Raw genomic sequence first — 15,189 nt, 5'->3', positions numbered from 1 at the left:
TTACGAATCTTTAAAAGTTATCAATATAGCGAGTAAATATTTGTAACAACTTGTAGCTTAGTTTATTGACAAAAATAGTACTTTGCGAAGTTTACCACTGCCTATCTTTTCTGTTAATTATTCATTTGAATTTTCGGAGTTGTACGACTCTTTAAAAATATTTTGTACGTGATAGATTATTCCTTACAAACCATACTCAAAGCTTATGCAAAACGCTTGACCAACCTAAGCGCCAAGAATAAGTCTTTGCTATTATTAAATCTCCCCACTGAGCAGTTTATAGACTTACACGAACTTGATTTTTTACATAATCAACCCTCGTTTATGTTGATTGAGCAACTTATAGCTCAGAAAAATGCTATTTCTCTTTGTGATACGCTCGATCCTCGAAATGTAAAAGTTAATGAGGTAAGCAAAAGACTAAAGAAAATTGCTCGTACCGAAAAATTTATTGAAGAAGAACGAGGAGCCAAAGATTTGTATGTTGGGTATCCAATGGTCAAAGGGAAGCTGATGGACGGTACTGTAGTGCGCTGTCCATTATTATTTTTCCCAGTTACTCTTACGCAAAAAGCACAGCGTTTGTCGCTCAATTCGAGTACCGATACTGGTTCTGGGATTAAGTGGCACTTACAGCGCCGAGAAGAACCTGTGACTTTTAATCGTAGTTTTTTGTTGGCATATTCGCACTTTAACGAGATTAAAATTTTTGATAATTTTTTAGAATATACCTTTGAAGATTTTTCTAAAACATCGCTTGAGTTTAGAACACAACTCTATGAATTATTGAAAGTTTCGCCTCTCAATGTAAATTTCAATCAGGAGCTTTTTACTAATCAATTACAGTACTTCGAAAAAAGTACAAAGGCTGATTTAGAGCAAATTGAAAAGAATGGAGAACTAAAATTATATCCTCAGGCAGTACTTGGGATATTTCCCCAAGCAGGCTCATTTTTAGTGCCTGATTATGATTTCTTGATAGAAGAATCCCAAAACAATATTACTGGATTATTCCGTGAAGGTGAGGCACAGTGGTTACACCCTGGCTTAAGCATGATTCAGCCGACTAAAATCCGAGAAGAGAAGCTATTAACACCATTGGCGATTGATGCTTCACAGGAAGAAATTATTCGGGAGGTAAAGATTGGTAAATCGCTTGTGGTGCAGGGCCCGCCAGGAACAGGCAAATCACAGTTGATATGCAACTTGGTTGCTGATTTTACCGCACGTGGCAAATCGGTTTTGGTTGTGTCGCAGAAGCGTGCTGCACTTGATGTGGTTCATGAGCGTTTGCGCCAAATCGGAATGGGACAGTTTGTGGGGAGTGTTCACGATTTTAAGAATGATAGAAAAGAACTTTATAGCCAAATTTTGCTTCAGTTAGAGCAAATAGATGCCTACAAAAAGCATAATTATAGTTTAGATAGCATCTTTTTGGAGCGAAGCTTTGATCAAGAGTCTCGTCGGATAGATAAAATTGTGGAAGAATTGGATTCTTTCAAAACGGCATTGTTTGATACCTCCTTGTGTGGCGTTTCGGTAAAGGAGTTATATCTTACCAGCTCACTTAATGCTTCTTATGTCGATTTGAGCAATTTTTATCAAGACTACCGTTTTGACCAGTTGGACGATTTTTTGACACGTTTTCAAAAATACTGCCAATATACCCGTCTATTTCGCCATGATTCGATTGGGAAGAATTTTTGGAATAAAAGAAAAAGATTTAGTAGCCTTACTTTTTCGGATGTAAAACACTGGCAAGAACTTTTCTCTAAAACTTTTAAAGCAACTCAAACTGTATTTCAAGAACTTGAAAGCTTATTAGAGTCAAAAATACAATATGATGATTTACAGAATCTTATTCAGGAGAAAGATGAACTGAAAAACATTAGTACTATTTTGACCTCAAATAGCTATTTTGAGGCACTAAAGTATCGAAAACAACAAAAACACACGCTGAGAGCCTTAGAGTTTTCACAACTTTTTGAGCAAATTAAAATAATCTTCGGTGCCGAAGGTCCTGAAACAACTTTAGATTCTTCGGCATTAAAACCATTTTTGCATAAGTTGATTGAGGCACTCGATGCCAAGTCTAATGCCATTGGTGGAATGGTTTGGTCGCTTTTTTCTAAACAAAAAAAGGATATACAAGACGTGGTTGTAGCCAATGGGCTAACTATGTCTGCCGATGATTTGAGGCGCTTACAAATGCGTATTCAAAATCGTATTCAACTTGAGCAGTGGTGGACAGAGTTTGGACATTTATTTTGGGTAAAATCTCAAAATAATAATTCCTCAGAACGTCCTATCTGGCTGGGAAAAGGCTTTCGATGGTTTGAACGCCATTTTGAGATGATGTATAAGGCGATTCAGGCAGATATGATTTGGCAAGAAACGCATTTAAGTTTGTTAGTAGATATTTCATCATTCGATTATGATTCAGTAAAAAACCTTTTGGAAGATATACACGCAGCACTTGAGGGTTACTCAGAGGCGTATGTATATTCACAACCTTATCTTGCAGAATCTCAGCTAGAAATGTTGGCAAATGTCAAATCATCCGAAGCAAGCGATATTATCGCGTATCTTGATGAACATTTTGATTTGATGCTCGAAGCAGATGAAATCCATCGCTCTTTTTCTACTAGAGAAATGGATTTAATTAGTTTGCTTGAAAAAGAATCTAGTCTTGAAGGTTCACCTATTGAATTGTTTATTAATAATTTAAAGTTAGCTTGGATAGATGCCATCGAGCAACGTTATCCTATTCTACGTGGTGCTAGTACACTCAAGTTGCAACAGCTAGAAGAAGATTTACAAAAAGCAATTGAGCAAAAACAACAACTTAGTAAAGAGATTTTGCAACTCAAACTGCGCGAGAAAACCTATCAATCTCTAGAAGTCAATAGGCTTCAAAATGTTACTACGTATCGTGATTTGAAACATCAAGTTTCTAAAAAACGTAAAATTTGGTCTATCCGAAAACTTATTGCAGAGCTTTCAGATGAAGTATTCAATCTGATTCCTTGTTGGTTGGCTTCGCCTGAAACAGTTTCGGCAATATTTCCTTTGACGACTCATAATTTGGCTATTTCGGAGAAAAACTCTATTGGATTTCATCCTGTTATATTTGATTTAGTCATTTTTGATGAAGCCTCCCAATGTTATGCTGAGCAAGGAATACCTTCAATTTTTAGAGGAAAACAAACTGTCATCGCTGGAGATTCTAAGCAATTACAGCCCTCGGATTTGTATCGTATTCGTTTTGATGATGAGCTCGAAGATATTCCTGCTTTAGAAGTCGATTCGTTCTTAGATTTAGGATGTCAATTTTTGCCTCAAATGCAGTTACGTGGGCATTACCGAAGCCGTTCGCTAGATTTGATAGATTTCTCTAATCAATATTTCTATCAAAACTCTCTACAGCTTTTGCCACGATTTGAGGATATGAATGATAGTGATGCCTCTATTGAGTATATTCAAGTATCAGATGGTATTTGGAATAATCACTGCAATGCCGTTGAAGCTGATGTTATTTTGACCTTGGTAAAAGAATTACGAGCAAATACACCTGATAAGTCCATCGGAATCGTAACTTTCAATTACCGACAGCAGGTTTATATTCAAGATTTGTTGGAGCAGCATTTACATGCCCAAGAGAAATCGACTAAAAATGGACAAGAGCCTATTTTTGTCAAGAATATAGAAAATGTTCAAGGAGACGAACGTGATATTATTATTTTCTCGGTAGGCTATGCTCCTGATGCTACAGGGCGCTTTACGATGAACTTTGGTGCCTTGAATATGTCTGGAGGTGAAAACCGTCTAAATGTCGCAATAACACGTGCAAGAGAGCGTGTATATGTAATCACGAGTATTGCCCCTGAGCAACTCAAAGTAGAGGACGCCACACACGAAGGTCCTAAAATATTAAAGCAATATTTAGAATATGCTCGTCGAGTTTCGGAAGGACTGTATTCTCCCCAACCTCATATTTCAAAAAGTTATTGGTCTGAATGGTTGTTAAAAGAACAATTAAGCAAAAAAGTAGTTTCTTTCGTAAAAGAGCTTCCTTTTGTAGATTTGACAATTAAGTCCTCGCAACAGTACCAAGGAGTCATTCTTACTGACGATGATATGTTTTATGATGCTCGTTCTGTGAAGGAATCTTTTGCATATCTACCTATGGAATTACATCGTAAAGGATGGTCCTTTACCCGTTATTATAGCCGTCAACTTTGGAAAAAGGTCATTCCTTGATTTTGAGTATGAAGGTTTTGAATCTCTAAGATTGAATCTGTCTCAACAAGACAGATTCAATATACAATTATTTAACCTTCAAACTCATGAAAAGTACTTTACTACATTTGAGGATTCCTTTCTCGTTTTTTTTGATGCCAGTGTATTGGTTTGCACTTAGCCAATCATCTATTTTACATACCGATAAAGCCGTTTTAGTCTTTGTTCTCTTACATTTATTGATATACCCTGCCTCCAACGCTTACAATAGTTTTTATGATAAAGACGAGTCCTCTATTGGTGGATTAGAAAATCCCCCGCCAGTAACCAAGGGCTTGTATTATACCGCTTGGAGCCTTGATATTGCAGCCATTATTTTAGCTTGGGTTTTCGATTCTTGGATTTTAGCACTGGGCTTATTGTTGTACAGCACAGTCTCCAAAGCTTATTCTTATGATAAAGTTCGTTTGAAAAAATATCCAATAATTAGTTGGTTGACAGTCGGTGTCTTTCAAGGAGGATTTACCTATTTATTAGTATTGCAATCCGTCGGGCAATTGACTTGGTCAGAATTATTTTCTTCAAATAACCTTTTGCCAGCAGTATTGAGTACTTGTAATCTTTTAGGGTTTTATCCGATGACACAAGTGTATCAGCATGAAGAAGACGCAAAACGCGGAGATTTGACGATAAGTAGACTTTTAGGAATTAGAGGAACATTTTTATTTACGGCAGGGATTTTTTCCTTAGTTACGATTGGCTTTTATTTCTTTTTTGCGGGAAAAATGATTTTTGGACTTCCTATTTTTCTTATTTATTTACTGATTTTGTCTCCAGTTTTACTTTTTTTCAACTTATGGTTCATGAAAGTTTTGAAAAATGAAGCATTTGCAAACTTCAAAAATACCATGATTTTGAATTTTTTGGGTGGAATTTGCTTAAATGCCTTTTTTATCTTGATTTTTTTGAAAAAAAGTTAACAAATTAGTGATTTTACAAGAAAATGATAATCAGTAAATTACGGAAACATTACCAAATAATTTAAAAAAAAGTTAAATTTTTTTTCATCAAACACTTGCATAGTAAAATTAAAGACCCTAATTTTGCATCACAATTCAGCGACAAAGTAACGCTGATAATAATAAAGAAAATGCGAAAGTAGCTCAGCTGGTAGAGCGCAACCTTGCCAAGGTTGAGGTCGCGGGTTCGAACCCCGTCTTTCGCTCCACTTTAAAGCACCAATCTGGTGCTTTTTAAGTTTAGTAGGTCGGTGTAAATTGACTGAAGCCAGGGTGGTGGAACTGGTAGACACGCAGGACTTAAAATCCTGTGAGCCGCAACGCTCGTACGGGTTCGATTCCCGTCCCCGGTACCACTTCTAAAGCGAGTAATCAGAAATGATTACTCGCTTTTCTCTTTTATAAGCTTTGCTTCTATTTTTGTTTGAGCTTTTCTAGTATGTCTTCTCTCCGATTTCTGTTAAAATATCAAAATTTGTTTCAATTAATACTTTCTCAATGTCCACTGAATAGTATTTACTTCGATAAAGTACCGTTCCATAACTTATTTATCATAAAATTCTATTGAATAGCCTTATCTTTGTTAGATACAGTTAATCATTTATTCTTTAAATGCAGGTGAAAATATCATTCATTGGAGCTGGCAATGTAGCTTGGCACCTTTCTCAAGCACTCGAAACAGCTAATTACGATATTGAGGCGGTGTATAGTCGAAACCCTTCTAACGCTCGTGCGCTTACGCAACAACTTTACAATGCTCAAGTACATAGAGGATTAGATTTTTTAGATTCTAATTCTGAAATATTCTTTCTTTGTGTATCTGATGATGCAATGGAGGAGGTTATTCGGAACTTATCACTTCCGTCTGGGGCTATTTTGGTACATACTTCTGGCTCAAAAACACTCAACGAATTGCAAGAGTTGGTAGACGTATATTTGGATGAGACTATACGTACAGGGGTGTTCTATCCTTTACAAACTTTTACAAAAATGTTCCACGTGAATTTTTCTGAAATTCCTATATGTTTGGAATCCAGCAATTTAGATGTGGAAAACTTGTTGATAACTCTCGCACAGTCCATTTCTGACGTTACTTATGCTGTAAATTCAGAGGAAAGAAAGAGGATACATTTAGCTGCCGTTTACGCTTGTAATTTTACGAATCACCTTTGGGGAATTGCGCAGGATTTGATGAAAAAGAATGATTTGGAGTTTAAATTATTAGAACCTCTTATCAAAGAAACCTTGAGAAAAGCTTTAGAATCGGAAGATATCTTTGCCGTGCAAACAGGTCCTGCAAGGCGAAACGATCAAAAGATTATACAGCGACACATAGGGGCATTAAAGAACAATGCAGGTTATAAAAAGATTTACGAAAGTATTACCGAAGATATTATTGATAAAAATGCGATATGATTGAAGCTCAAAAATTACAAAAAATTACCACGTTTGTATTCGATATTGATGGTGTGATGACTGATGGCTCTGTTCATGTTTTAGAAACAGGCGAACATTATCGTACTTTTTATATCCGTGATGGCTATGCTTTGGAAAGAGCCATTCAGGCAGGATATCATATCTGTGTGATTACAGGTGGAAAACACGAGGGTGTGCGTAAAAGATTACAAAATCTCAAAATCCAAGATGTATTCATGGGTTCGGGAGGAAAAAGTAAGTTAGAAATTTACACGCAATGGCTCGAAGATGCTGGTATTTCGGAGGATGAGATTTTATATATGGGCGATGATATTCCTGATTATCAGGTAATGTCTAGAGAAAATCTATATGCTACCTGCCCAGCAGATGCTTGTGAAGAGATTTTGGGTGTTTCTCAATATGTTTCACCTCATAATGGAGGTCGTGGAGCTGTGAGAGATATCATAGAACAAGTAATGCGAGCGCAAGAAAAATGGTTAGTATTTTAAGACAAAATAATAGTAAAACAAAAAAGCCTTAGTATATCAAAATACTAAGGCTTTTTACTTTATCACAAATCCATGAATGGATAAAAAATTTAACTAAAAGCTAACAGCTCAGAGCCGTAAGCTATTGTGGTACTTCCATCAACAACAGTTCTACACCGTTGGTGGTTTTGAAATGTGCTTCTTGGAGATTTTCCAATCCCAATCCATCTCTTGACTTCAAATTTTCCTCGGCAACTTGCACTTCTCCTTCTATCACAAATACATATAAGCCATTGCCTGGGCGTTTAATTTGATAAGAAAAATCCTGCCCTGCTTCAAAATTACCAATGCTAAAATAAGCATCTTGGTAAATCCAAAGAGCATCTTCCTGTTGGTCGTCGGCTGGTGTAACTACCGTTTGGAAACGATTGTGACGAGCCGCTACATCAAAAGATTGCTGAGCATATCGAGGTTTGACATTTTCTTCGTTTGGAAATAACCATATTTGAAATAAAGTCAAAGGCTCGTTTTGTTTATGGTTGAACTCTGAATGATAAATACCTGTTCCGGCACTCATTACTTGAATTTCGCCCGCCGTTATAGTTCCATAATTACCAAAGCTATCTTTGTGTGCCACTACCCCACTAGTCGGAATCGTAATGATTTCCATATTATCGTGTGGGTGCATTCCAAAGCCCATTCCTCCTGCGATATAGTCATCGTTTAGCACTCGCAAGGCACCAAAATGAATGCGAGAAGGGTCATGATAGTTTGAGAACGAAAAGGTATGTTTTGCTTTGAGCCAACCATGATCGGCTTTTCCTCTTGTTTCTGCAAGATGGAGTGTTTTTTTAAGCGGTTTCATAAGAAACTCCTTTCTGGGAATAGGCCCTCTACATTTAGTATGTCAAATACCACAAATGCTTTAATGAAAGCCTAATAAATAAAATTTAATTTGAGAGTGACAAAATAAGCAGGCTATAAACTTTGTGCTTTGTAGCCAGTTCCCTCCTTGCCTTTTATATTAAGCTTGTTTTACCAACTGAATGTTAGCTACTAGTTTAACTTCTTCACTTACCAATGCACTACCAGCTTCTGTGATGGCGTTCCAAGTCAAACCGAAATCTTTACGGTTGATTTTACCTGTTACTTCAAAACCAGCTTTTACATTACCCCAAGGGTCAGTAGCAACACCTTCGAAGTCAACGTCTAATGTAACTGGAAGTGTTACTCCTTTGATAGTTAAATCACCTTTCAATTCAAAATCGCTACCGTCTTTTACAAATGATGTAGATTTGAATGATAAGGTAGGAAATTGTTCAACGTCGAAAAAGTCAGCACTTTTCAAGTGACCGTCACGTTGTTCGCTTTTTGTATTGATAGAGGCCGTGTTAGCTTCGAATGAAATACTTGCATTTTCAAATCCTTCTTCTGCTTCTACTGCACCCGAAAACTCTTCGAAATGACCAGTTACGGTAGTGATTACCAAGTGTTTTACTTTGAATTGGATTTCTGAGTGTGAAGGATCGATTGCCCAAGTGTTAGTTGCCATGACTTTGTATGTTTAAATGTTGTTTGTTTTAATTTGACAATGCAAATATATGTATATACATTAAATGTTGTGATATATAATTTGCGGATAAACTTGTCGATTTTACGGATTATCAAAAAAATTAGCGTTTTGAGTGGCTGGCAAGCTGTTTTTTATACTCAGAAAAGGTTTGTCCTGTATAATTTTTGAAGTATTTAGAAAAGTGTGCTTCATCTTCGAAGCCTAAATCAAAGGCAATTTCTTTGGCTGATACCATTCCAAAATTGGCTTTGCGTTTAATTTCCAGAATCACACGTTGCTTGATGTGTTCGGAGGCTGGCTGTCCTGTTACTTTTTTGACAGTATCGTTCAAATGGCTTGGTGTGACACTCAATTGGTCGGCGTAATCAGCAACTTTGTTTTTTTGACTAAAACGAAGTTCTACCAAATCCTGAAATCGTCTGACCAAACAAACAGACTTTGAAGATTCATCATGTGTCGAAGCTAATTGGCTCGAAAATAGTCGTGCGCATTGTATCAAAAACATTTTGACCAAACTTCTCAGCATATCTTCTTGGTAAATACCATCACGATTTTGATATTCGGCTTGAATGTTTTGAAGGATATTCTCTAAACCAAAAGTAAGAGAGGTATCTAATGTAAAAGGCTTAAACTGAAAAGTATTATGGAAAAGTCCAGTGTCAATCAGGAGTTCTCTATTATTTTCATAAGTAAAGAAAAAATCACTATCGAACGAAATAACATACCCACTAGGAGGCGATTGAAAATGAAAAGCGTGCGCTTGACCTGGCGAAAGAAACCAAAAAGTTTGAGGATGTAATTCGAATTGTTGAAAATCAACCGTATGCGTACCTGTGCCTTCTTTTACCCAAATAATCACATAGTAATCATGCTTGTGTATTTCGTTGGACTGCTCAGAACGATGTTCCTCTAGCCATTGCATGGTATTGAGTTCAAAATGAAGTTTAGAAGGCGTCACCTCTTCAAGTCGAAGTGTTTTCATAGAAATTAAAAAATTAAAAATCAGACTAGCTTTTGCTTCTACGATCGGTGGTTGAATGGCATAGATATTCAAATATACTAAATCTTTGAAAGTGATAAGGCGATTTAAGGAAAATTGGCTGTTTTAAATCAACAACTTAACTTTGCAATATGAATTTACAACTTGTTTCACTTCAGTTTGTCATCAAGTGGCTATTGATATGTATTGTAGTCGGGTTTGTGGTAGGAAGTGCATCCGCTTTTTTTCTGGTTGCATTAGATTGGGCTACGCATTATCGTGAAAATCATAAATGGCTAATCCGGCTATTACCTTTGGCAGGTTTGGTGGTAGGTGGGCTTTATCATTATTGGGGGGCATCCATTGCCAAAGGAAATAATCAGCTAATAGAGGAATTACAAAAATCTACTCAAACGATTCCTTTGCTCATGATGCCTATGATACTTGTGACAACTGTCATAACCCATTTATTTGGTGGCTCCGCTGGTCGTGAAGGTACCGCTGTCCAAATGGGTGGAGCATTGGCGGATAACTTGTATCTCTGGGGCTCGAAACTTACTGGAAAACTAGGCTTTAAAAGAGATACCGCTCATTTTGATAGAAAAATCATACTCATTGTGGGCATCAGTGCAGGTTTTGCTTCGGTATTTGGAACGCCATTGGCAGGAACCGTCTTTGCCTTGGAAGTGGCCATTATTGGTAAAATGCGTTATGAGGCTATTTTGCCAAGTTTACTGGGTGCAATTGTAGCAGATTATGTTTGTCAGTCGGTTTGTCATGTAGGGCACACACATTATGTAGTGAGCGAACAAACAGCATTGATACCGACGTCACTCGTATGGGCAATGCTGGCTGGAGCTATCTTTGGACTGATGGGTTTGATATTTGCCAAAATGACACATGCTTGGGGCAATTTTTTCAAGCAAAAAGTATCCTATCCCCCTCTTCGTGCCGTAATTGGGGGCGTGCTTGTGGCAATTCTTTTGATTGGTTTCAAAGCCGAACGATATAGCGGATTGGGCGTGCCAGTAATTGTAGAAGCTTTTCAAAAGTCGGTTAATTGGTATGATTTTCTGGGAAAAACTTTTTTTACTTCTCTTACGCTCGGTTCAGGGTTTAAAGGTGGCGAAGTAACACCTTTGTTTTATATAGGAGCTACTTTAGGAAATACGCTTTCTACGATAATTCCTTTACCTTTGAGTTTATTAGCTGCGATGGGTTTTGTAGGGGTATTTTCGGGTGCTTCTAATACGCCGTTGGCGTGTACTCTCATGGGTATCGAACTTTTTGGAGCTGAATCGGCTGTATTTATTGCTATCTCATGTATTACAGCGTATTTATTTTCTGGGCATATTGGTATTTATGCTGCTCAGATTGTTGGAGGAAATAAGGCTCCCATGAAAGAAATCAATGAATTTTTTTAGAGAAATACTAAAGTGATTTTATCAGAGATGTTTTTGTTCAGAGAATAAATGGGTAAATTTAGGATACCCCCTTTTATTCCTCTATCGTCTCATGCGAAATTTTTTAATACTGGTAATTATTTTAATGACACAACTTACCCAGATAAATGCACAAGAATTGCAGAAAAATCTGTTTGATTCTTATGAGCAGTTTCAAGAAAAAGCGATTACCAAACGTCGTTTTGGGCATGCTACTTTGGTAAATTTACTAGAAAAACTAAAGGCAAATCCGTTGTTTGATGTCCAAATTGCAGAAAAATCGACTGAAGGACGAGCTATTTATCAAGTCAAAATAGGAAATGGACCAATCAAAGTACTTTTATGGTCGCAGATGCATGGCAATGAGGCCACTGCTACAATGACTTTGATGGATATTTTCAATTTTTTAGGAAAAGATACACCTGCATATTCGGATTTTAAAAAGACATTGCTCGAAAAATGTACTTTTTATTTTGTGCCAATGCTCAATCCTGACGGTGCAGAGGCATGGTCGAGATACACAGCTTTGGGCATAGATATGAACCGTGATGCTTTGGCTTTACAAACCCCTGAAGGACGTTTGTTGAAAAAATTGGTCAAAACCTTAAAACCTGATTTTGGTTTTAACTTGCACGATAAAGACCGCAGATATTCGGCTGGGCAAACGGGCAATCTGGCAACTATGTCATTTTTGGCAACAGCTTACAACGAGGCTCAAGAAGTAAACGAGGTGCGTAAAAAAGCAATGCAAGTAATTGTACAGATGAACCGTGGTTTGCAGCAATATTTACCTAATTGTGTGGGCAAGTGGCCATCAGATTTTGAACCAAGAGCTTTTGGTGATAATATCCAAAAATGGGGAACTTCGCTTATCCTTATCGAATCGGGTGGATTTAAAAACGACCCAGAGAAACAGTATATTCGTAAGCTAAATTATATTTCTATTTTATCGGCCTTGAATTCGGTCGCAACAAAGTCCTACGTCAACGAAACTACTGAGACTTATGATGCTTTGCCCGTAAATGGGAAGGCAATTTTTGATTTAATTATCAGAAATGTAACTATCCAAAAAGGTAAAGTAAGTTATGTTGCAGATATTGCCATCAATCGTGGCGAAGAACCCGTTAGTGGAGATGATGATTTTGTCAATACAAGTACAGTCGAAGAAATCGGAGATATGTCAGTATTTTTTGGAACAGATGAAATCGATGGGAAAGGATTGACAATACAAGCAAAAAAAGAAATTAGTTTAGGTATGAAAGCCGATTTTACTTTGTTGAAAAATGACGAAGTAAAATATGTGATAAAAAATGGAGTGATTCAATAAGCTCCGAAAGTCTAGAGACAGTCTAATTCAATCAAACAAATGGAAAATCCAGTGATTATTATTGGTGCAAGCGGTTTGGGCGCAGTGGCACTTGATATTTTTAAGAGAAACAATGTCGTAGTATATGCTTTTTTGGACGATAACGAAAAGCTACACAATACCGAAATAGATGATATTACTGTATTAGGCTCGCCTGACGATGAGGGATATACCAAATTGATTGGTAAAAAATGTGAAGCATTCGTCGCAATCGACGAAACAAAGGTGCGTAAAAACATTGTAGAAATGCTTCATGATGTGCGCAAAGTACAGCCTGTCAATGCTATTCATGACCAATCTATCATTGCATCAACGGCATCAATTGGCCATGGGAACTTGATTGCAGCAGGTGCAATTATCAACCCAAGAGCTGAAATCGGTAATCACAATATTTTACACAGTAGAGTATTGATAGATGTAGATGCGAAGGTGGGCGATTTTGTTCAAATCGGAGCTGGAACAGTCATTGGCGCAGGAGCTGTAATCGAAGACAATGCCTTTATTGGTACAGGAGTAACAATTGTAGGTGGCGTAAAAATTGGTAAAAGCGCTCGCATTGGTGCTGGTTCTGTCGTAATTGAAGATGTTAAAGCCAAGGAAACAGTATTTGGTAACCCTGCAAAAAAAGTATAAGAAACGCTTGGCTTTGAGTTGACGAGTCTTCAAAATTGAGAACCGATTGCTCAAAGCCAATCGTTTTTATACCAGATATTTATAATTCTACGTTATTGCCCTAAACTATCCTCAGATAATTTTAAAGTAAAAGAGCATTCAATAGCTAACAAGTCGAAAGCCATAAAATACCGAATGATTTAGCGAATTGCTTTGATTTCAAGGACTTGAAAATTATTTTAGTAACTTTGAAAAAGATTCCCTGTAGTGCTTCATTTGCCACCACAGAACCACCGAATGTACTACCCAAACAATATGCATATTACATTAAGAAATACTATCCTTGTGGGGGCTGTGTTTGTCATGAGCCATCAAATAGGATTTGCTCAAAAGAAAGATGCCTCTACCAAAAAGATTGAAATTACCCCTGCACAACAATTAGAAGCAGAGGGGCATTTTACTGATGGGATGAAGTACTTCATGATGGAAGATTACGACAAAGCGATTGCTCCTTTGGAAAAAGCACTGTCAATAACTCCCAAAAATAGTGGTATTCTTTATGCTTTGGGGAAAGTATATCGTAAGTTGGAGGCTGAAGATAAAGCCATAGGATATGTGCAAAAAGCAATAGAGCTAGACCCTAATAATGCTAATTATAATGAGCTTTTAGCAGATTTGTATGTCAAAAACAAACAATTTTCTGAAGCACAAACCGTGTATCAAAAATTGGTGAATCTGTTTCCAAACAATCCTGAATACTATCTGCAACAAGGGGCGTTGTATATCTTCGATAATCGTTTGGATGATGCCGTGAAGGCATTTGATAGAGCCGAAAAGGTATTAGGAATTAGCGAAGAACTTTCTCGCCAAAAACAAGCAGTATTATTAAAAATAGGAAAAGTAGATGATGCCATCAAGGAAGGAGAAAAACTTATTGCCTCCGACCCCGAAGAAATAGATTATATCATAGACCAAGCCGAGATATTGATTGCCAACAAAAGAAATGACCAAGCTATCCCCTATCTCGAAAAGATTCTAAAAATGAATCCTGGCAATGCGCAGGCGCACGTAATGTTGGCGCAATTGTATCAAGAGAAAGGCGATATGGATAAGTGCAACAAAGAGTTAGAGCTGGCTTTTGCTGACCCCAACTTAGATGTCAATGCCAAAGCCCGTATTCTTATGAGCTACGTGTCGATGATGAAGGATGAAAAGTCGAAACAAATGGCATTCAACTTGGTGAAGTCTTTGATTGTAGCTAACCCAAAAGATCCCAAATCTCATGCGATATATGGAGATTTGTTGTTTCAAAAAGGTGAAGTTGCCGAAGCCCGCAACGAATATGTAAAAGCTGCTCACCTAGACCCTTCTGTCAATGAAGTATGGGGACGAATCATTCAGTTAGACTTTGATTTGAATCAAATTGATAGTGCCATTGTGCATTCGGAGGAGGCGATCGAGGTTTTTCCCAATCAGTCTATCTTCTGGTATCTGAATGGCTCAGCACATTATCGTAAACGTAACAACGAAAAAGCTATCGAAGCGCTCGAAGAAGCTAAGCGATTGGCTCCAGAGGGATATGAGCTGGCACAACATATTTTTGCTCAATTAGGTGATACTTACAACAGTATTGGTAAGCATGAAAAGTCTGATGAAGCTTATGAAGCTGCCTTGAAAGAAGATCCTGATAATGACCATGTGCTTAATAATTACAGCTATTTCTTGTCTTTGAGAAAAGTAAAACTCGAAAAGGCTGCTCAAATGGCCAATAGATTGGTTGAACGTCATCCTAATAATGGGACATATTTGGATACTTACGCATGGGTATTGTATGAAATGAAAGATTTTGCCAAGGCGAAAATTTATCTAGAAAAAGCCGTCGAAAATAACGTCAATAAAAGTGGAACAGTCGTTGAGCATTATGGAGATGTACTTTTTCAATTAGGTGAAGTTTCCAAAGCCGTAGAGCAATGGAAAAAAGCAAAAGCTATTGGAGGAACAAGCCATAATCTCGATCAAAAAATTTCGCAACAAAAGCTAATAGAATAATTCACA

11 protein-coding genes and 2 tRNA genes are annotated in these 15,189 nt (G+C 37.2%); 10 read left to right on the top strand and 3 right to left on the bottom strand.

The window, feature by feature from the left end:
- Positions 1–168: 168 nt before the first annotated feature.
- The 6 genes from QM491_RS06110 to QM491_RS06085 all read left to right on the top strand — a co-directional run bounded on the left by QM491_RS06110 (position 169) and on the right by QM491_RS06085 (position 7,183).
- The gene (locus tag QM491_RS06110; protein WP_283326410.1) at positions 169–4,260 is read left to right on the top strand and encodes an AAA domain-containing protein; all 4,092 of its coding nucleotides are present in this window, start codon (positions 169–171) and stop codon (positions 4,258–4,260) included.
- Positions 4,261–4,346: 86 nt separating this feature from the next.
- Complete coding sequence (locus QM491_RS06105; RefSeq protein WP_283326409.1) at positions 4,347–5,219, top strand: UbiA family prenyltransferase; 873 nt, start codon at positions 4,347–4,349, stop codon at positions 5,217–5,219.
- 172 nt (positions 5,220–5,391) lie between these two features.
- A tRNA-Gly gene (locus QM491_RS06100) sits at positions 5,392–5,467 on the top strand.
- Between the two features lie 58 nt (positions 5,468–5,525).
- Positions 5,526–5,614: transfer RNA gene (locus tag QM491_RS06095), tRNA-Leu, on the top strand.
- A gap of 262 nt (positions 5,615–5,876) precedes the next feature.
- Positions 5,877–6,674 carry a Rossmann-like and DUF2520 domain-containing protein gene (locus QM491_RS06090; protein ID WP_283326408.1) on the top strand — a complete coding sequence of 266 codons (798 nt, stop codon included), beginning with the start codon at positions 5,877–5,879 and terminating at the stop codon, positions 6,672–6,674.
- Complete coding sequence (locus QM491_RS06085; protein WP_283326407.1) at positions 6,671–7,183, top strand: KdsC family phosphatase; 513 nt, start codon at positions 6,671–6,673, stop codon at positions 7,181–7,183. The genes QM491_RS06090 and QM491_RS06085 overlap by 4 nt, the downstream gene beginning before the upstream one ends.
- A 121-nt stretch (positions 7,184–7,304) precedes the next feature.
- Here the strand turns inward: QM491_RS06085 and QM491_RS06080 are convergent, their stop codons facing one another.
- From QM491_RS06080 to QM491_RS06070, 3 genes are all read right to left on the bottom strand, one after another.
- Positions 7,305–8,027 carry a pirin family protein gene (locus tag QM491_RS06080; protein WP_283326406.1) on the bottom strand — a complete coding sequence of 241 codons (723 nt, stop codon included), beginning with the start codon at positions 8,025–8,027 and terminating at the stop codon, positions 7,305–7,307.
- Between the two features lie 159 nt (positions 8,028–8,186).
- Complete coding sequence (locus QM491_RS06075; protein WP_095160946.1) at positions 8,187–8,714, bottom strand: YceI family protein; 528 nt, start codon at positions 8,712–8,714, stop codon at positions 8,187–8,189.
- 121 nt (positions 8,715–8,835) lie between these two features.
- A complete protein-coding gene (locus QM491_RS06070; RefSeq protein ID WP_283326405.1) occupies positions 8,836–9,717 on the bottom strand; it encodes a helix-turn-helix domain-containing protein in 882 nt (293 codons plus the stop codon).
- A 149-nt stretch (positions 9,718–9,866) separates the two neighbouring features.
- Here QM491_RS06070 and QM491_RS06065 point away from each other — a divergent pair, with 149 nt between their 5' ends.
- From QM491_RS06065 to QM491_RS06050, 4 genes are all read left to right on the top strand, one after another.
- The gene (locus tag QM491_RS06065; RefSeq protein ID WP_283326404.1) at positions 9,867–11,138 is read left to right on the top strand and encodes a voltage-gated chloride channel family protein; all 1,272 of its coding nucleotides are present in this window, start codon (positions 9,867–9,869) and stop codon (positions 11,136–11,138) included.
- Between the two features lie 124 nt (positions 11,139–11,262).
- Entirely contained in the window at positions 11,263–12,483 is a 1,221-nt protein-coding gene (locus QM491_RS06060) for a M14 family zinc carboxypeptidase (protein WP_283326403.1), read from the top strand.
- 39 nt (positions 12,484–12,522) lie between these two features.
- On the top strand, positions 12,523–13,155 hold the full coding sequence (locus QM491_RS06055; protein WP_166550943.1) for an acetyltransferase: 633 nt from the start codon (positions 12,523–12,525) through the stop codon (positions 13,153–13,155).
- Positions 13,156–13,449: 294 nt separating this feature from the next.
- The gene (locus tag QM491_RS06050; RefSeq protein WP_283326402.1) at positions 13,450–15,183 is read left to right on the top strand and encodes a tetratricopeptide repeat protein; all 1,734 of its coding nucleotides are present in this window, start codon (positions 13,450–13,452) and stop codon (positions 15,181–15,183) included.
- Positions 15,184–15,189 lie beyond the last annotated feature (6 nt).

The sequence above is a fragment of the Flectobacillus longus genome (genome assembly GCF_030056705.1).
GTDB lineage: Bacteria > Bacteroidota > Bacteroidia > Cytophagales > Spirosomataceae > Flectobacillus > Flectobacillus longus.
The sequence above is the reverse complement of the archived record's forward strand: the minus strand, read 5'-3'. Positions and strand labels throughout refer to the sequence as shown.

Coding starts and splice junctions, on each gene's coding strand:
- QM491_RS06060 (WP_283326403.1), top strand. CDS start 11,263: ATGACACAACTTACCCAGATAAATGCACAAGAATTGCAGAAAAATCTG.
- QM491_RS06075 (WP_095160946.1), bottom strand. CDS start 8,714: ATGGCAACTAACACTTGGGCAATCGATCCTTCACACTCAGAAATCCAA.
- QM491_RS06105 (WP_283326409.1), top strand. CDS start 4,347: ATGAAAAGTACTTTACTACATTTGAGGATTCCTTTCTCGTTTTTTTTG.
- QM491_RS06070 (WP_283326405.1), bottom strand. CDS start 9,717: ATGAAAACACTTCGACTTGAAGAGGTGACGCCTTCTAAACTTCATTTT.
- QM491_RS06085 (WP_283326407.1), top strand. CDS start 6,671: ATGATTGAAGCTCAAAAATTACAAAAAATTACCACGTTTGTATTCGAT.
- QM491_RS06050 (WP_283326402.1), top strand. CDS start 13,450: ATGCATATTACATTAAGAAATACTATCCTTGTGGGGGCTGTGTTTGTC.
- QM491_RS06080 (WP_283326406.1), bottom strand. CDS start 8,027: ATGAAACCGCTTAAAAAAACACTCCATCTTGCAGAAACAAGAGGAAAA.
- QM491_RS06055 (WP_166550943.1), top strand. CDS start 12,523: ATGGAAAATCCAGTGATTATTATTGGTGCAAGCGGTTTGGGCGCAGTG.
- QM491_RS06065 (WP_283326404.1), top strand. CDS start 9,867: ATGAATTTACAACTTGTTTCACTTCAGTTTGTCATCAAGTGGCTATTG.